At 64.6% G+C, this 18,758-nt stretch carries 13 protein-coding genes; 9 read left to right on the forward strand and 4 right to left on the reverse strand.

Annotation, left to right across the window (positions count from 1 at the left end):
• Positions 1-272: 272 nt before the first annotated feature.
• Complete coding sequence (locus tag ACP7DW_RS03630; RefSeq protein ID WP_071077550.1) at positions 273-644, reverse strand: ribonucleotide reductase subunit alpha; 372 nt, start codon at positions 642-644, stop codon at positions 273-275.
• 243 nt (positions 645-887) lie between these two features.
• Between ACP7DW_RS03630 and ACP7DW_RS03635 the strand changes: the two genes are divergently transcribed.
• From ACP7DW_RS03635 to ACP7DW_RS03675, 9 genes are all read left to right on the forward strand, one after another.
• On the forward strand, positions 888-4,586 hold the full coding sequence (locus ACP7DW_RS03635) for a nitrate reductase subunit alpha (protein WP_426053928.1): 3,699 nt from the start codon (positions 888-890) through the stop codon (positions 4,584-4,586).
• A gap of 1 nt (position 4,587) precedes the next feature.
• Complete coding sequence (narH, locus tag ACP7DW_RS03640) at positions 4,588-6,138, forward strand: nitrate reductase subunit beta (RefSeq protein WP_426053929.1); 1,551 nt, start codon at positions 4,588-4,590, stop codon at positions 6,136-6,138.
• Positions 6,139-6,147: 9 nt separating this feature from the next.
• Positions 6,148-6,816 carry a nitrate reductase molybdenum cofactor assembly chaperone gene (gene narJ, locus ACP7DW_RS03645; protein ID WP_426053930.1) on the forward strand — a complete coding sequence of 223 codons (669 nt, stop codon included), beginning with the start codon at positions 6,148-6,150 and terminating at the stop codon, positions 6,814-6,816.
• Positions 6,817-6,850: 34 nt separating this feature from the next.
• Positions 6,851-7,537 carry a respiratory nitrate reductase subunit gamma gene (gene narI / locus ACP7DW_RS03650; RefSeq protein WP_096235238.1) on the forward strand — a complete coding sequence of 229 codons (687 nt, stop codon included), beginning with the start codon at positions 6,851-6,853 and terminating at the stop codon, positions 7,535-7,537.
• 25 nt (positions 7,538-7,562) lie between these two features.
• Positions 7,563-8,324, forward strand: coding sequence for a peptidylprolyl isomerase (locus ACP7DW_RS03655; protein WP_426053931.1), 762 nt, complete (start codon positions 7,563-7,565; stop codon positions 8,322-8,324).
• 88 nt (positions 8,325-8,412) lie between these two features.
• Positions 8,413-9,399 carry a GTP 3',8-cyclase MoaA gene (gene moaA, locus ACP7DW_RS03660; RefSeq protein WP_426053932.1) on the forward strand — a complete coding sequence of 329 codons (987 nt, stop codon included), beginning with the start codon at positions 8,413-8,415 and terminating at the stop codon, positions 9,397-9,399.
• 44 nt (positions 9,400-9,443) lie between these two features.
• Positions 9,444-11,330: a type IV pili methyl-accepting chemotaxis transducer N-terminal domain-containing protein gene (locus ACP7DW_RS03665; protein ID WP_426053933.1), complete on the forward strand. Its 1,887-nt coding sequence runs from the start codon at positions 9,444-9,446 to the stop codon at positions 11,328-11,330.
• A gap of 24 nt (positions 11,331-11,354) precedes the next feature.
• The gene (locus tag ACP7DW_RS03670) at positions 11,355-12,017 is read left to right on the forward strand and encodes a response regulator (RefSeq protein ID WP_034781594.1); all 663 of its coding nucleotides are present in this window, start codon (positions 11,355-11,357) and stop codon (positions 12,015-12,017) included.
• 130 nt (positions 12,018-12,147) lie between these two features.
• Entirely contained in the window at positions 12,148-13,359 is a 1,212-nt protein-coding gene (locus tag ACP7DW_RS03675; protein WP_426053934.1) for an NnrS family protein, read from the forward strand.
• A 4-nt stretch (positions 13,360-13,363) separates the two neighbouring features.
• Here the strand turns inward: ACP7DW_RS03675 and ACP7DW_RS03680 are convergent, their stop codons facing one another.
• From ACP7DW_RS03680 to ACP7DW_RS03690, 3 genes are read right to left on the reverse strand one after another with little or no spacing between them, the layout of a single operon-like run.
• A complete protein-coding gene (locus tag ACP7DW_RS03680; protein ID WP_426085189.1) occupies positions 13,364-13,489 on the reverse strand; it encodes a hypothetical protein in 126 nt (41 codons plus the stop codon).
• Between the two features lie 26 nt (positions 13,490-13,515).
• A complete protein-coding gene (locus tag ACP7DW_RS03685; protein ID WP_426053936.1) occupies positions 13,516-16,920 on the reverse strand; it encodes a response regulator in 3,405 nt (1,134 codons plus the stop codon).
• A 48-nt stretch (positions 16,921-16,968) separates the two neighbouring features.
• Positions 16,969-18,678 carry an ATP-binding protein gene (locus tag ACP7DW_RS03690; RefSeq protein ID WP_426053937.1) on the reverse strand — a complete coding sequence of 570 codons (1,710 nt, stop codon included), beginning with the start codon at positions 18,676-18,678 and terminating at the stop codon, positions 16,969-16,971.
• Between the last annotated feature and the right edge of the window lie 80 nt (positions 18,679-18,758).

Consider the following 18,758-nt stretch of genomic DNA (forward strand, 5'->3'; position numbering starts at 1 on the left):
GTGGTCCTCTTGCGATCTACCTTGTGAATGCGGGCTAACCGGCATGCCGGTGCCAAAGATACTGTCCGATCTTGACATGGAGGATGGGTAACTGGTGCGAGATCTACGAAACTGGCTCGAAGCCTAAGGGCGGATACGGCATCCAGTTACCCGGTCTTGATATGCCTACCAAGATTTTGACAGCGGTCGATACCGTTCGCAATATCGCGAACGGCATGAAGGGAATAATACAAGGTCGGATTAGCCCGTAGGGCGTAATCCGACAAGTCCGCTCAGCTAAAACGCAATAAATCCCCGCTGCGGTCAAACGCCAGCAGGCCGTCGATGCGGCCTTGCTCGATGGCCGTCACCATGGCGCGCAGGGGCGCTTCGCATTCCTGCGCGGCGGGCGGCTGGCCGTCCTGGCCCGCCAGTCCCGCCACGAAGACCACGTCCCAGTGCGTCTGCATCTGTTTCGACTCCTCCATCAATGTCTCGAAGCTGCCCAGTTCATCGGGCAGCTTGTCGGCGCACATCACGGGCGTGAGGGACTTGCCCTGGCCGCCTGGCTGGGCCTGCGCCTGGGTAAAGGTGAACAGCAGGCGTTGCGGCTGTTCCTGGTCGCGGGCGCTGCGCAGCAGGCTGGCGTAATCGGTAATCGACATGGTGCTCTTTCTGTGTGTTGAACGATGACGACAGGTATACCGCAGCACGCTCGCGGCGCCCATAGGCAATAGTGACTATCCGGGTGACTACGCATCTATGCATTCCTGGTGCGCGAAACCGACTTCTTGCCAATACCGCCGCCGCGCCCGCCTCGCTAGACTGTTTGTATCGACGCTTGAGCCATCCTGCTTGCAGCGTTTTTATGACCTGGCGCCGCTCCTGCGGCGCAATGTGGAGGTAGCATGAGTCACTTTCTGGACCGTCTTAAATTTTTTAGCAAGCCCGCCGAGCCGTTCTCGAACGGCCATGGCACCGTGGTCGATGAAGACCGCACCTGGGAAAACGCCTATCGCCAGCGCTGGCAGCACGACAAGATCGTGCGCTCCACGCATGGCGTGAACTGCACCGGCTCTTGCAGCTGGAAGGTGTATGTCAAGAATGGCCTGATCACCTGGGAAACCCAGCAAACCGATTACCCGCGCACGCGGCCCGACCTGCCCAACCACGAGCCGCGCGGCTGCCCGCGCGGCGCCAGCTATTCCTGGTATGTGTATTCGGCCCAGCGCGTGAAATACCCGATGGTGCGCGGCCGCCTGATGGAAATGTGGCGCGAAGCACGCAAGACCATGGACCCCGTTACCGCCTGGGACTGGATCAGCCAGGACCCCGTGCGCTCGCAGCAATACAAATCCATCCGTGGCCTGGGCGGCTTCGTGCGCGCCACGTGGGACGAATCGAATGAAATCATCGCCGCCGCGAATGCGCTGACGATCAAGAAATACGGCCCGGACCGCATCGTCGGCTTCTCGCCGATTCCCGCCATGTCCATGGTCAGCTATGCCTCCGGCACGCGTTATCTGTCCCTGATCGGCGGCGTGGCCCTGAGTTTCTATGACTGGTACTGCGACTTGCCGCCCGCCAGCCCGCAAGTGTGGGGCGAACAGACGGACGTGCCGGAATCGGCCGACTGGTATAACTCGACCTATCTGATGGTGTGGGGCTCGAACGTGCCGATGACGCGCACGCCGGACGCCCACTTCTACACGGAAGTGCGCTACAAGGGCACGAAAACCGTGGCCATCTCGCCCGACTACGGCGAAATGGTGAAGTTCGGCGACATCTGGCTGGCGCCCAAGCAGGGCACGGACGCCGCGCTGGCGCTGGCCATGGGCCACGTCATCCTCAAGGAATTCCACTCGGAAGGCCAGTCCGACTACTTCCGCGAATATGCGCGCCAGTACACGGACTTCCCCATGCTGGTGCTGCTCAAGGAGCATAACGGCACCCTGGTGCCCGATTACTTCCTGCGCGCTTCGCACCTGGACAACAACCTCGACGAAACGAACAATCCGGAATGGAAAACCCTGGTCATCGACGAAACCACGGGTGCGATTACCGCGCCGGCCGGCTCGATCGGCTTCCGCTGGGGTGAGTCGGGCAAGTGGAACCTGGAACAGAAGGCCGGCGGCAGCGGCGTGCCCATCGTGCCGATGCTCTCGATGATCAACGACAGCGACGCCGTCACGGAAGTGGGTTTCGCCTACTTCGGCGGCAAGGATGCGTCCGACATGCTGCTGCGCAAGGTGCCGGTGAAAACCATCCGCCTGGCCGACGGCACGACGGCTCTCGTCACCACCGTGTTCGACCTGACCCTGGCCAACTACGGCATCGACCGTGGCCTCGGCGGTGAAAACGTGGCGGAAAGCTATGACGACGACGTGCCGTACACGCCGGCGTGGCAGGAAAAGCACACGGGCGTGAAGCGCGCCGACGTCATCACCGTGGCGCGCCAGTTTGCGCAAAACGCGGACCAGACGCGCGGCAAGAGCATGGTCATCGTGGGCGCCGGCCTGAATCACTGGTACCACATGGACATGACCTATCGCGGCATCATCAACATGCTGATGATGTGCGGCTGTATCGGCCAGTCCGGCGGCGGCTGGGCCCATTACGTGGGCCAGGAAAAACTGCGTCCGCAAACGGGCTGGACGCCTTTGGCCTTCGCCCAGGACTGGGTACGCCCGATGCGCCAGATGAACGGCACCTCGTTCTTCTATGCGCACACCAGCCAATGGCGCCACGAAAAGCTGGAAACGGGCGACATCGCCTCGCCATCGGCGGCCGGCGGCACGGGCGACCTGACCCTGCTCGACTACAACGCCAAGGCTGAACGCATGGGCTGGCTGCCATCGGCGCCGCAGCTGCAAACCAATCCGCTGGAAGTGGCCAAGGCCGCCAAGGCGGCGGGGCAGGCGCCGGCCGCGTATGCGCTCGACCAGATCAAGGCGGGCCAGCTGCAGTTTTCGTGCGATGACCCGGACAATCCGGCCAACTTCCCGCGCAATATGTTTGTTTGGCGCTCGAACATCCTGGGCAGCTCCGGCAAGGGCCATGAGTACTTCCTGAAATACCTGCTGGGCACGCAGAATGGCTTGCTCAGCGACGAAGACGACTGCATCACGCCGAAACAGGTGAAAGTGCGTCCGGCCGCCGAAGGCAAGCTCGATCTGCTGGTGGTGCTGGACTTCCGCATGTCGACCACCTGCCTGTATGGCGACGTGGTGCTGCCGACGGCCACCTGGTATGAAAAAGACGATTTGAATACATCGGACATGCACCCGTTCATCCACCCGCTGTCCGAAGCCGTGCAGCCACTGTGGCAATCGAAGTCGGACTGGGAAATCTACAAGGGACTGGCCGAAAAATTCTCGGAAATCGGCGGCGAACTGCTGGGCACCCAGCAAGACATCATCCTGACGCCGCTGATGCACGATACGCCCGGTGAACTGGGTCAGCCTTTCGATCCGAAGGACTGGCGCGCCGGCGAATGCGACGCCATTCCAGGCAAGACCATGCCGAACATGACGGTGGTCGAGCGCAATTACCGCGACGTGTACAAGAAGTTCACCTCGATCGGGCCGCTGCTGGAAAGCATCGGCAATGGCGGCAAGGGCATTTCCTGGAAAACGGGCCATGAAGTCGAGATCCTGCGCGGCATCAACCGCACGGTGCTCGATGAAGGCGTGTCGAAGGGCCAGCCGCGCCTGGACACGGCCATCGACGCGGCGGAGATGATCCTGACGCTGGCGCCGGAAACGAATGGCCACGTGGCCGTCAAGGCCTGGGCCGCGCTGTCGTCCATCACGGGACGCGAGCACACGCATCTGGCCAAGCCGCGCGAGCATGACAGCATCCGCTTCCGCGACGTGCAGGCGCAGCCGCGCAAGATCATTTCCTCGCCCACCTGGTCGGGTCTGGAAAGCGAAGAAGTCAGCTACACGGCCGGCTATACGAATGTGCATGAAATGATCCCTTGGCGCACCCTGACGGGCCGCCAGCAGTTTTACCAGGATCACCTGTGGATGCGCGATTTCGGCGAAGGCCTGTGCGTGTACAAGCCGGCCATCAACACCAAGACGACGGAAGCGCTGCTGGGTACCAGGCCGAACGGCAACAAGGAACTGGCGCTGAACTTCCTGACGCCGCACCAGAAGTGGGGCATCCACTCGACCTATTCGGACAACCTGCGCATGCTGACCCTGTCGCGCGGCGGACCGCACGTGTGGCTGTCGGAGACCGACGCGAAGACGGCCGGCATCGTCGACAACGACTGGATCGAAGTGTTCAACGTGAACGGCAGCCTGACGGCGCGCGCCGTCGTCAGCCAGCGCATCCCGGCCGGCATGACGATGATGTACCACGCACAGGAAAAGATCATCAACGTGCCTGGCGCGGAGATGACGGGCAAGCGGGGCGGCATCCATAACTCGGTGACGCGCGCCGTGCCCAAGCCGACGCACATGATCGGCGGCTACGCCCAGCTGGCGTACGGCTTCAATTACTACGGCACGGTGGGCTCCAACCGCGATGAATTCGTATTGGTGCGCAAAATGAACAAGGTTGACTGGCTCGAAGGCCCGTTGCAGGAAGAAGGAGCATAGTATGAAAATCAGAGCGCAAATCGGCATGGTGCTGAACCTGGACAAGTGCATCGGCTGCCACACCTGTTCCGTCACCTGCAAGAACGTATGGACCAGCCGCGACGGCGTTGAGTACGCATGGTTCAATAACGTGGAAACCAAACCGGGCATCGGCTATCCGAAGCAGTGGGAAAACCAGGACAAGTGGAACGGCGGCTGGCGCCGCACGGACGCCGGCAAGATCGAGCCGCGCCAGGGCAGCCGTTTGAAAATCCTGGCGAACATCTTCGCCAACCCGAACCTGCCCGCGATTGACGAGTACTACGAGCCGTTCACCTACGACTACGAGCACCTGCAAAGCGCGCCGCTGTCGCAGACGCCGCCGACGGCCCGTCCGATCTCCGTGCTGACGGGGAAAAAGATGGAAAAAATCGAGTGGGGTCCGAACTGGGAAGATGACCTGGGCGGCGAATTTGCCCAGCGCAGCAAAGATAAGCTGTTCGATAACATGCAGAAGGAGATGTACGGCACCTTCGAAAACACCTTCATGATGTATCTGCCGCGCCTGTGCGAGCATTGCCTCAATCCGACGTGCGTGGCGTCGTGCCCGTCCGGCTCCGTGTACAAGCGCGAAGACGACGGCATCGTGCTGATCGACCAGGACAAGTGCCGCGGCTGGCGCATGTGCATCTCCGGTTGCCCATACAAGAAGATTTACTACAACTGGTCGTCCGGCAAGGCCGAGAAGTGCACCTTCTGCTTCCCGCGCATCGAGGCTGGCCAGCCTACCGTGTGCTCGGAAACGTGCGTGGGCCGCATCCGCTACCTGGGTGTGCTGCTGTATGACGCCGACAAGATCGAGGCAGCGGCCTCCGTGCCGCAAGAGCAGGACCTGTACCAGGCGCAGCTCGATCTGTTCCTCGATCCGCACGACCCGGCCATCATCGCCGAGGCGCGCCGCCAGGGCATCCCGGACCTGTGGCTGGAAGCGGCCGTCAAGTCGCCCGTCTACAAGATGGCCGTCGAGTGGAAAGTGGCGTTCCCGCTGCATCCCGAATACCGCACCTTGCCGATGGTGTGGTACGTGCCGCCGCTGTCGCCGATCCAGGCGGCCGCCGAATCGGGCAAGCTGGGTGTGAACGGCATGCTGCCGGACACGCAAAGCCTGCGCATTCCCGTGCAGTACCTGGCCAATTTGCTGACGGCCGGCGACCAGCCGCCCATCGTCACGGCGCTGGACCGCATGCTGGCCATGCGTGCCTATATGCGCAGCAAAACGGTCGAGAAGGTGGAGAACCTGACCGTATTGAAGCAAGTGGGATTGACCCAGGCGCAGGTGGAGGACATGTACCACATCATGGCGATTGCCAATTACGAAGACCGCTTCGTCATCCCCAGCAGCCACAAGGAAATGGCCGAGGACAGCTTCAACGAGAAGGGTTCGTGCGGCTTCAGCTTCGGCAACGGCTGCTCGGACGGCACCAGCGAACCGACCTTGTTCGGCAAGAAAAAACACGGTTCGGCCATCTTCATGCAGATGCCGAAGTCGCGCAAAACGGCGCCTGGCGCTTAAGGAGCTGAGATGACACACGCTATGAATCAGTATCAAATCCTCTCGCGGCTGCTGCTGTATCCCGAGCCCGAGCTGATCGCGCATCTGCCCGAGCTCGATGCCGCGCTGGCGGCCGTGCCGGAACAGCACGCGCTGTTGCGGCCCTTGCTGGCGCACCTGGAAAGCAGCAGCCTGATCGACCTGCAGCAGCAGTACGTGGCCACGTTCGACCGCAATCCGTCGCACTCGCTGCACCTGTTCGAGCATATCCACGGCGAATCGCGCGACCGGGGTCAGGCCATGGTTGACCTGATGGAGGAATACAAGCGCCATGGCTTGCAGATGACGGGCGACGATTTGCCCGACTTCGTGCCGCTGTTCCTGGAATTTTTGGCGCAGCTTGACGAGCAAGCATCGGCGCCGCTGCTGGGCGACGCCGTCCATGTACTGGCGCATATCGGCCGCAAGCTGACGGCCAATGGCAGTCCGTATGCGCCCGTCTTCACGGTGCTCGAACGCCTGAGCCCGGTGGCGGCTGAAATGCTGGCCGAGCCGCCGATCCGCGACATGGATGAAGCGCTGGAAACCTTCGGTCCCGGTGCGGATGGCGTCGAGCCCTTGCTGCGCCCAGGTTTGGGCCAGGCCCCGGGCGGCGTCCATCCCGTGCATTTTCACCCGCAGCCGCGGCGCGCCGCTTAATGGGCCGCCTGCGCCCGCATGAGGAGAGTACATCATGAGTAATTACTTGCATCAATTTGTGTATGGCATTTATCCATACATCGCGCTGGCGATCTTTTTCCTCGGCAGCCTGATCCGTTTCGACCGCGAGCAATACACGTGGAAGTCCGATTCCAGCCAGCTGTTGCACCGCGGCAGCCTGCGCCTGGGCAATATCCTGTTCCACATCGGCATCATCGGCCTGCTGTTCGGCCATGCGGCCGGCTTGCTCACGCCCGTCTGGGTGTGGGATACGCTGGGCGTGACGCACAGCCTGAAACAGGGCGTGGCCATGGCCGCTGGCGGCATCATGGGCGGCCTGTGCCTTGCCGGCCTGCTGATCCTGCTGGTGCGCCGCTTTTCCAATGACCGGCTGCGCGCCGTCACCACGGCTGGCGACAAGCTGGTGATGCTGTGGATTTTGCTGACCTTGCTGCTGGGCCTGTCGTCGATCTTTGTCTCGGCTTCGCACATGGATGGCCACATGATGGTCTTGCTGATGAACTGGGCGCAGCACATCGTCACCTTCCGCGGCGACGCCGCCAGCTTCATCGTCGATGCGCCGCTGGTGTTCAAGCTGCATCTGTTCATGGGCATGTCGCTGTTCGTCATCTTCCCGTTCACCCGCCTGGTGCACGTGTGGAGCGGCTTTGGCGCAGTTGCCTATTTGGGCCGCGCCTATCAACTGGTGCGCCGCCGCTAAGGCGGTCATTGAAAGGAGAATCATCATGGGAATTTCCGTCAATGGCATCGATATCGACGATGCCGACATCGCGCAGGAACTGCCGCACCACCAGCAGGCGGGCAATCCGTTGAAGCAGGCCGTGCATGAACTGGTGCTGCGCCGTCTGCTGCTGGACGAGGCTCGGCGCCTGGGCTTGCAGGCAGAGAGCGACGATGCCCTGGTCGAAGCGTTGTTCGCACAGGAAGTGCGCGTGCCGCCCGCCGACGATGCGGCGTGCCGCACCTTTTATGCGCAGCGCCCGCAGCTGTTTCGCAGCGGGGCGCTGGTCGAGGCGCGCCACATCCTGTTCCAGGTGACGCCGGAGGCGCCGCTGGAGCTGCTGCGCACGACGGCGCAAGCCGTGCTCGACGCCCTTAAACTGGCGCCGGAACGCTTCGCCGAACTGGCGGCGCAGTATTCGAACTGCCCCTCGGGCGCGCTGGGCGGCAACCTGGGCCAGCTGTCGCCGGGCCAGAGCGTGCCGGAATTCGACGCGCTGCTGTTCCGCCTGGAGGCGGGCGCGCTGGCAGGCCACTTGCTCGAAACGCGCTTCGGCTACCACATCGTGCAAGTGCTGCGCCGGGTCGAAGGCCAGGCCATCGCCTACGAGGCGGTACAGGCGCAGATCGCCGACCGCCTGGCGCGCGCCGCGTGGCAGCGCGCCGTGCACCAGTATCTGCACTTGCTGGTGGGGCGCGCCGAGATCGCCGGCATCGAACTGGAAGGTGCCAGCGGCGAAGGCACAGCCAGTCCATTGGTGCAATAGACCGGAAGGCGTAGGCCGCTAGGCCTTCTGGGGCACAGCCAGATCGTGCCCCAGCCTTTACAATCACGGAAGAATCAGGAGTAGCGTCATGGGTAGCGTCAAGTTGCAGGACCGTTTTGGCCGTTCGATCGATTATGTGCGGCTGTCCGTCACCGACCGCTGCGATTTGCGCTGCAGTTATTGCATGCCCAAGGGCTTTCGCGGCTTCGAGGAGCCGAAGGGCTGGCTGACGTTCGACGAGATCGAGCGCCTGCTGGGCATCTTCGTGCGCCTCGGCACGCGCCGCGTGCGCCTGACGGGCGGCGAGCCGCTGTTGCGGCGCAACCTGCCCGAGCTGGCGCAGCGGCTGTCCGCGCTGCCCGGTTTGCAGGACCTGTCGCTGTCGACGAATGCCACCCAGTTGGGCAAGCACGCCGTGGCCTTGCGCGCGGCGGGCGTGGACCGCATCAACGTCAGCCTGGACTCGCTGGACCGCGCCTGCATGCAGCAGATCACGGGACGCGACAGCCTGCAGCCTATTCTGGACGGCCTGATGGCGGGCAAGGCGGCCGGTTTCGACCCGATCAAGATCAATATGGTGGCCATGCGCGGCGTCAATGACGGCCAGATCGAGGCCATGGCGGCTTTCTGTATCGAGCAGCAGTTCATCCTGCGCCTGATCGAAGCCATGCCGATGGGCAGTACTGGCCGCAACGCCAGCTACATGCCGCTGGGCCCCGTGCGCGAGCGCCTGGCGGCCCGCTTTGGCCTGGTGCCGCAGGCGCAAGAACTCGGTGGCGGGCCGGCACGCTATATGGCGACAGCCGATGGCCGCTCGAGCATCGGCTTCATCACGCCCATGTCGCAACATTTTTGCGCCACCTGCAACCGCGTGCGCCTGTCCGTCGATGGTACCCTGTATCTGTGCCTGGGGCAGGAAGAGAAATTCGCCCTTGGCCCCATGCTGCGCGGCGGGGCCACCGATGCGGAAATTGAAGCGGCGATCCGCGCCGCCATCGAACTCAAGCCGCAGCAGCATGATTTCAATACGCAGCCCGATAAAATCATCAGGTTCATGGCGCAGACGGGCGGCTGAGGCAGTTTGCATTTACATTCAAGGGCGGTATGAAATTCAAGGCGATGTTTTCCTCCTGGCAGAAGCTGTCGACCAAGATCGTCGGCGCGCTGCTGCTCATGCTGGTGCTGGCCCTGAGCGCCATCGGCTGCACCCTGTTCCTGTCGTGGCAGCTCGAAGGCAGTTCGGCCGCCATCAACGAGACGGGGCGATTGCGCATGCAGACCTACCGCCTGACCCTCTTGATTGCCAGCGACGCCGGCGAGCAGGCGCGCCAGCAGGTGCTGCTGATCGACGAGACCCTGGCCAAGATCGGCCACGGCGACCCGCAGCGCCCCTTGTTCCTGCCCCCCAGCACTGCCATCAAGTCGGAATTCGAGCGCATCGGCGCCGCCTGGCGCGGCGCCTTGCGTCCGGCCGCACTGGCCGCCGATACGCCCGCGCGGGCGCGCCAGTTCGGGCATGACGCCGACACCTTCGTCGGCCAGGTGGACCAGCTGGTGCGCCTGATCGAGCACGATAGCGAGCAGCGCACCTTCTGGCTGCGCGCCTCGCAACTGATCCTGGTCGGCATGGCCGTCATCGGCACGGTCAGCATGATTTACCTGATGTTCATGCTCATCATCGAACCGGTGACGCGGCTGCGCCTGGGCATGCAGCGCATGAAGGAGCGCGATTTCAGCGTGCGCCTGGCCGTCGAAAGCAATGATGAATTCGGCCAGCTGGCCAGTGGCTTCAACCAGATGGCCGACCGCCTGCAGGCCCTGTACGGCAATCTGGAAGAGGGCGTGCGCAGCAAGACGGCCACGCTCGAGTACCGCAACCGCGAACTGGCGCTGCTGTACGAAAGCGCCGCTTTCCTGCAGCGCCCGCAGCCCCTGGAAGACATCTGCGGCGGCTTCATGCAGCGCATCGTCGACTATTTCGAGGCGGACGGCTCCACCGTGCGCGTGCTCGATGCGGAGCGGGGCAATCTGCACATGGTGGTGCATACGGGTCTGTCCGAGGAACTGGTGGCGTCGGAACACTGCCTGAAAGTGGGCGACTGCCTGTGCGGCACGGCCGTCGAGATGAAGGTGGCGAAGGTGCACGACATGCGCCGCATCGACAAGGCGCACGAGCTGCGCTGCCACCGCGAGGGCTTTGCCACCGTCTCCGTCTTCCATATCCATGCGCACGAACAGCACCTGGGCTTTTTCAACCTGCACTTCCGCCATGCGCGCGTGTTTTCCGCGCGCGAGCTGGCGCTGCTGGAAACCCTGGGCCAGCTGCTGGGCATCGCGCTGGAAAACCTGCGCCTGGCCGCGCGCGAGCGCGAGATGGCCATTTCCGAGGAGCGCAACCTGGTGGCGCAGGGCCTGCACGACAGCATCGCGCAAAGCCTCAATTTCCTCAACCTGCAGGTGCAGATGCTCGACGACTCCGTGCGCAATGCGCGGTTCGATGAAGTGGCGGGCATCGTGCCGGCCCTGCATGCGGGCGTGAAGGAAAGCTACGAGGACGTGCGCGAACTGCTGGCCAACTTCCGCAGCCGCCTGATGGAGGACGACCTGATCGGCTCCCTGCGCGCGGCAATCGACAAATTCCGCCGCCAGACGGGCATCGAGGCCGAGCTGCTGGCCGATGTCGACGGCGCGCCATTCCCCCGCGAGCAGCAATTGCAGTTACTATTCATCGTGCAGGAAGCGCTGTCGAACATCCGCAAGCACGCCCAGGCAAGCCACGTCGAGGTGCGCCTCGCCGATCACCAGGACTTTACCTTGACGATCAGCGATAATGGCGTCGGCTTCGATGCTGTCGCCGCGCTGGAAAAGGGCGACAGCCATGTCGGCATCCATATCATGCGCGAGCGGGCACAGCGCATCGACGCCACGTTCGACGTGCACGCCTGTCCCGGTGGCGGCACGACCGTCGAACTGCACCTGTCGCGCGAACAGCGCCGCGCCGCCTAAGCCACTATCTGAAAGTACAAAAAAATGGAGACTCCCGATAAACCGATCACCGTCATGCTGGTGGACGACCACGCGCTGTTCCGCAGCGGCATACGCTCGCTGCTGCAGCGGCATACCGATTTTTCCGTGGTGGGCGAGGCGGCCGATGGCGTCGAAGGCATCAAGCGCGCCATCCAGCTGCAGCCCGACGTGGTGCTGCTGGACCTGAACATGGCCGGCATGTCGGGCGTGGAAGCGCTGCAGCTGATGCAGCACGACTGTCCCGACACGGCCATCGTCATGCTGACCGTGTCGGAAGACGCGGAGGATCTGGCGACGGCCCTGCGCGCGGGCGCCTGCGGTTACCTGATCAAGAATATCGACGCCGACTACCTGGTGCGCGCCATCCGCCGCGCGGCCGCCGGCGAAGTCGTCATCGCCGAAGCCATGACGGGCAAGCTGGTGGCGCAGCTGCAGGCGGGCACGCGGCGCGAGGAACCCGTGTCGGAACTCGACAAGCTCACGCCGCGCGAAAAGGAAATCATCGACTGCCTGTCGCGCGGCGAGAGCAACAAGGGCATCGCGCGCACCCTCGACCTGGCCGAAAGCACGGTCAAGATCCACGTACAGAACGTGCTGAAAAAACTCAACCTCACCAGCCGCGTGCAGGCGGCCGTGTATGCGGTCGAGCACCGGCAAGGCAAGTAGCCGAGTAGTCGCGGTCTGACCCGCCGGGTCAGACCGCATGGCTGTTATCTCTCTCTAGTCCTTTTTGCCGATGGTTGTCCTTGCGCTTTTAAAGTAGTATATTGAATATATCTTTAAAAGCGAGCCCATCATGGCCATTACCCCGATCAGCGAACCTTCTCCACCTTCCACGACAGCCGGCGCCGCTCCCTGGCATGCCCGCCATGCCGTCTGGCAGCTGGGCTTTCGCCCGTTTTACCTGCTGGCGGCCGTGTTTGCGGCCATCAGCATTCCCTGGTGGCTGGCCAGTTATGCCGGCTTGCTGACGGGCGGCCTGCAGGTGGGGCTGGGCTGGCATATGCATGAAATGGTGTTCGGCTTCGCGCTGGCCGTCGTCGTGGGGTTTTTGTATACGGCGGGGCGCAACTGGACTGGCTTGCCCACGCCGCATGGTGCGCCGCTGATGGCGCTGGCGGCGCTGTGGCTGGCGGGGCGCATCGCCATGCTGTGCGGTCCCGGGCTGGTGCCGGCGCTGGTCGAGTGGCTGTTCCTGCCGCTGGCCGCCTGGCCCCTGTACCAGGTGCTGCGCCGTTCCGGCAACACGCGCAACCTGTTCCTGGTCGCTTTGCTGGCCTTGCTGGCGCTGGCCAATGGCCTGTTCCACGCGGCCGTGCTGGGCTGGCTGACGTTATCGCTATTCGTGCCCGTGCAGGCGGCCATCTTCATCATCGTGCTGATCGAATCGGTGATCGGCGCGCGCGTCATTCCCATGTTTACCCGCAATGGTGCGCCAGGCAGCACGCCCGTGGCCAGCCCGCAGCGGGCCTTGATCGCCGTGGCCTGCATGGCGGCCGCCGCCATCGCGTGGCTGGCAGGCGCGCCAGCCTGGCTGACGGCGCCGCTGGCCCTCGTGGCAAGCGGCGTGTCGCTGGCCAATCTGCTGGCCTGGCAGCCGCAGCGCACCTTGCGCGTGCCCTTGCTGTGGATCTTGCACCTGTCGTATGCGTGGATAGGCGTCGGTTTTGCGCTGCTGGCGGCCGCCAGTATGGGGCTGCTGCCGGCCAGCGCCGCATTTCACGCGCTGACGGTGGGCTCGATGGCGGGATTGATCATCGGCATGATGACGCGCACCACCCTGGGCCACACGGGCCGTCCGTTGAAGGGAGGCCGGGCGGAAGCGGCGATGTACTGGCTGATCCAGCTGGGCGCGCTGGCGCGCCTGCTGGCCGCCGTCGGTCCCGCAGGGCTGGCCATGCCGCTGCTGCTCGCTGCCGGCGCGTGCTGGTCGCTGGCCTTTGGCTTGTATGCGTGCGTGTATGCACCCTATCTGTGGCGTGTCAGGGTGGATGGGCGCGAAGGCTAAGCTGTCAGAAAGGGCGCCAGGCCAGCAGTTTTCTGATCTCCGGCGTCCAGTAGGACAGCGATTCGCCCACGACGAAGAGCAGCATGCCCAGCATCAAGGCCCTCAGCAGCAAATCCCTGCACCAGATCATGGCATCCCCCCGAGTTTTCATAGTGATCATTTTGTCATTGGCATGGCTGGCTGGCCGGGCGGCGTCTGTGCCGTGAATGCGGCGGCGGCCTCGATGGCGCGCGCCAGCGCCTGTTCCAGCGTGTCGAGCGCGGCCGACGCATCGTCGCCGGCATGCAGCAGCTGTTCCGCTTGTTGCGCGGCTTGCACGGTGGCGGGCAGGGCCAGGCTGCCCGCCTCGCCCGCCAGCTTGTGCGCCAGCGCGGCGGCATCGTCGCGCGCATCGGCGGCCAGCAGCGCGCGCATGGCGCCCACCGTATTGCGATAGTTGCTGCCAAAACGCGACAGATGCTGGCGGTAGGGCGCTTCATCGAGCCACTGCGCCATGCCTTGCTGCAGGTCGATCACGGCTGCCGCGCCGCACGGCGGCACGCGCATCGTCGCTTCGGTCACGACCGGCGGCAGGGCTGGCAGACCTTGCGCATGGCGCCGATGCGCGCGCGCGATCAGGGCGATGGTCTGCGGCACGTCGAACGGCTTGCTGATGAAATGGTTCACGCCCGCTTCCAGCGCCGCCGTGCGCTGTGTCTGGAACGCCCCGGCCGTCAGCGCCACCACGGGCAAGTCCTGAAACTGCGGCAGCTGGCGCAAGGCGCGCGTCGCCTGCAAGCCATCCATGACAGGCATCTGCACATCCATCAGCACGATGTCGACATCGGCGGGGTGGGCCAGCAGCCAGTCCAGCGCCTGCCTGCCATCGCAGGCGAACGATGGCACTGCCCCCTGGTCGCACAGGATATGCTTGACCACATCGCGGTTGATTTCGCTGTCATCGACCACCAGCACGCGCACGCCGGCGAGTACGCGTTCTTCCGGCGTACCCAGGCTGGCGTCCAGGCCGGCGGCCCGGGCGCGCTGCTGGCGCGCTTCCATCGTCGCGTTGTACAGGCTGGAAGCGGTCACCGGTTCGTTGAGGATGGCGTCGGCCGGATCGGTATCGTCGGTATGGCGGCGTGCCGGCCGCGTGGCCGGCACGCCGCCCGCTGCCAGGATGACGACGGGGCAGTCTTGTGGCGGCAGGTATTCGCGCAGCGCGCGGGCCGTCGCCTCGCCGTCCAGCTCCGGCATGCGCGCGGCCAGCAGGACGACGCCGGGCCGCGCGTCTTCGGCGCAGGCCAGCGCATAGTCGAGGGCCGCCCGCCCGTCGGAGACGGCATGCACGCGCCAGCCCAGGCCCCGCGCCACGGCGGCAACGGCCTCGCGCGCGTCGGCGTTGGCATCGGCCAGCAAGGCATGCAAGGCTCGCATGTCCGGCGAGGACAGGTTGCTGGCGGGCAGCAGTCGCAGCGGCAGCGTGAAGCTGAACTCGCTGCCCTGGCCCAGCCCGCTTTTCAGGTGCAGCGAACCGCCCATCAGGCGCACCAGCTGGCGGCAGATGGTCAGGCCCAGGCCCGTGCCGCCGAAGCGGCGCGTGGTGGACGTGTCGGCCTGGGCAAAGGCGGAAAAGATCGTTTCCTGCACCTCGGGCGCGATGCCGATGCCCGTGTCGCGCACGCTGAAACGCAGCATCGCGGCGTCGCCGTCGCGGCTTTCCAGTGCGCTCGACAGCTCGACCGTACCCTGCGCCGTGAATTTGATGGCATTGCTGGTCAGGTTGACCAGCACCTGTTCCAGCCGCAGCGCGTCGCCCAGCACCTGGTCCACGCCATCGGGCAGCGGTCCGATCCGCACGGCAATCGGCTTGTCATGCGCGGCCACGCCCATGCTGGCGGCGATCTTCTCGATCACCTCGGCCAGGCGGAACGGCGCCTGTTCGATGCTCATGTGGCCAGCCTCGATTTTCGACACGTCGAGCACGTCGTTGATGATGCCCAGCAAGGACTGGCCGGCGGCGCGGATCTTGCGCGTCATTTCAAGTCCTTCCCCGTCCAGCTTGCCCCGTTCCAGCAGCCATGCCATGCCGAGGATGGCGTTCAGCGGCGAGCGGATTTCATGGCTCATGTTGGCGAGGAATTCCGCCTTGCTGCGGTTGGCCGCCTCGGCCGCATCGCGCGCCAGCAGCATGGCCTCTTCGGCCTGCTTTTGCGCGGAAATATCCTGCGCAAAGATCAAGGTGGCCGGTCCATCCTTGAGCATCACGCGCGTGGTGGTCTTGAAGACAGGCACGGGAATGCCCATACAGATGGCTTCGAACACCTGTTCGCTGGGCGAGTCCGCCTCTATCAGCGCTTCGTTGGTGGCCAGTGCCGCCTGCGATTGCGCGGCAATCATGGCGGACCAGGGCAGACCGTTCAGATCGTCTTCGAACGAGTAGCCATGCAGCCTGCGGTAGCGCGGATTCGAGTAGATGAAGCGGCCGTGGCGCAGGATGGCGATGGCCACGGGCGCATCTTCGATCAGGGTGCGAAAGCGCGTTTCGCTGTCGGACACGGCTTGCATGGCCTGGCGCTCCGTTTCCTGTTCCGCCTGCCAGGCGGCCTGCTGCCGCCGCCGCCGCTGGCTCCAGAGCAGCAGGCTGGCCCCGGCCAGCGCCAGGATGGCAAAGCAGAGGATGTAGCCCGTCGCCTGACGCCGCAGCGGGGCGGCGATGGCCGCTTCTTCGCGGCTCAGTCCAATGATGAGGGGACGGTCCATGTGCAGCGCGAGGGGGGCGATGGTCGCCATGGTCATGACGCGGGGGGCGGCGGCGCCGGCAATCCCGACGCCGCTCAGGACGCCAGCCTGATAGCCGCTGTCGCGAAAGCGCCGCAGGAAGCTGCCGGGCAGGTCCACATTGCCGCCATTGGCGCTCCTGAGCGGATAGTTCAGGAATTGCCGCCCGTCGCCATGCACGACGACGGCCCAGACGTCGGGGGCATACATGGCGGTGCGGAACTTGGCCGTGAAGTATTCGGGGTCGAGGGTGGCCACCACCACGCCGGCAAAGCGGCCCTGCTGGTCCTGCACCATGCGCGACGCCGTGATGACCAGGTCGCCCTTGTAGGACAGGAAGGGCGCCGAGATGTACAGCATGCGCGCATCGGGGGCGTCGCGCGCCGTCTGGAAGTAGCTGCGGCGCGAAAAATCCTGCTCGGCCAGTTCCGGGACGTTGGTGGCGATCGGCTTGCCCTTCGCATCGATGACCAGCATGGTGCGCACGCCCGGCATGGCGTCGACCAGCGCGGCCAGCCGCCGCGGCAGGGCTTGCGCGGAACCCGTCGCGGCGCCATTGCCAAGATAGTCGCGGATCACGCCGTCGAGCACCAGGTTGGTCGCTGCCAGGTCGACTTCGATATTTTTTGCCAGCAGCGCCGTCAGCACGCTCAAGCGTTCACGCTCGGCCGCGTCGTGCCGCGCGGCTTCCGCCAGATGCGCGTAGGCGAAGGCGGCAGCCACGAGGAGCAAGCCGAGGAGTAATAACAGCCATTCGATCCATTGTCTGCGTACCGCCGCCGCATCTGTGTGATAGCTCATGGGGCGATGCTATACCCGATAGGCACGCAGGACAACTTTTACGTACGACTATGCATGCGAAAGTGTGGTCAATTTGCCGTCCGCCGCCGTCGCGCGGGCCGTGCCGCCCAGCGGCAGCCGCAGGCGGAAGGCGGCGCCGTGGCCCGGCGCGGATGCCACGCCGATGCTGCCGCCCATCAAGGTGACGAGCTGGCGCGCGATGGCCAGGCCCATGCCGGCGCCGCCATGGGCGCGGCTCGGCGAGTCGTCCGCCTGCGAGAATTTGTCGAAGATGTCGGCTTGCTGCGCTTGCGCGATGCCGATGCCCGTATCGCGCACCTCGATCTGCAGCTCCGCGCCACTCGCCATGACGTGGACATCGACCCGCCCTGCGGACGTGTAGCGGATGGCATTGTCGAGCAGGATATCGAGTACGCGCACCAGACGCACGCGGTCGCAATCGATGCTCAGCGGCGTTGCCGGCGCGACGTGCGCGGCCAGCAGCAGGCCCTTGTGCGCCGCGCGCTGCCGGTGCGGCGCCAGCGCCAGCGCCAGCAGCTGGTCCAGCGGCGCAGCGGCAGACTCCAGCCTCACCTGGTGGTTTTCGAGCGCGCTCAGTTCCATCGCCGCCTCCACCATGGCCAGCAACTGGCGGCCGCTGTCCTGGATCGTTTGCGCGTAGGCGGCCTGTTCCGGCTCGCGCAGCTGCTCCAGCAGCAGCTCGGAGAAACCGAGGATGCCATTGAGGGGCGTGCGCAATTCATGCGACATGTTCGACAGGAAGCGCGACTTGGCCTCGCTGGCGGCGATGGCCCTGGCGCGGCTGTCGACCAGGCGGCCGATCAGCAGCACCAGCGCCGCCCACGACAGCACGATCAGCACGCTCGTGACGGCGGCCATCAGCAAGGCCTGGTTGCGGCGCGAGACGTAGTCGGCCAATACCGTATTGCGGTCCAGTCCGACCAGCATGTAGAGCGGATAGTTGGCCAGTTTTTCGAAGGCGTAAATGCGCAGGGTGCCGTCGACGGGACTGCGCTCGGTGAAGCTGCCGCGCGTGTTACCTTGTATCAAGGAAAATACCTTGCTGCCGTCGACATCCTGGCCGATGGTGTTGACGGCGCCGACCCGGCGCGCGCGCACCACGCCGTCACTGCCGACGAGCGTGATGGAGCTGTTGTCGCCCAGGTCGACTTCGTCGTACAGGCGGGTAAAGTAATACGGGTCCATCGAGACCACCACCACGCCCTTGAAGCGGCCATCGGCATGGTTGATGCGGCGCGTCATCTGGATCGACCATTTTTTCGACACGCGCCCCAGCACCGGCTTGCTGATATACAGTTCGCCGCTGTCGCGCTGCATGTGTACCCGGATGTGTTCGCGGTCGGCCAGGTTGGTCGGTTTGAAGGGGCGGCTCGACAGTACCGTGTCGCCCCGTTCGTCGACGATGGTAAACAGGTTATACAGGGGGCCGGGATTGAGGCCTTGCTGCAGGTCCGCCACGATGTCGAGGCGGTTGCCCAGCGCCTGGTAGCGGCCGCGCAGGTAGGTGACCGCCTGGTCCGCCGCCTCGATCGTGCGGATCGCGTGTTCGTCGAAGACGCGCGCCATGCTGCGCGCCTCGCGCCCGGCATCGGTGATGGCGGCGTCGTGCGCGCGCTGCAATTGCAGCAGGGTGATGCTCCACAGTCCCGCCAGCAGGACCGCCATGAAGAGCGACAGCAGGGTGCGCGTATCAAAGCGCTCCCAGGCCATGGCCTTCCAGTATCTGTACTGCCGCATGCTGCCTCCGCAAGGTCTGCCAGGTTGTTGATTCCGCGCGGATGTCCGGCGTCACCGGCCCGTCGATTTGTTAATTATAG

This window comes from Janthinobacterium sp. PSRC1-1, assembly GCF_049897525.1.
Lineage (GTDB): Bacteria > Pseudomonadota > Gammaproteobacteria > Burkholderiales > Burkholderiaceae_D > Janthinobacterium > Janthinobacterium tructae.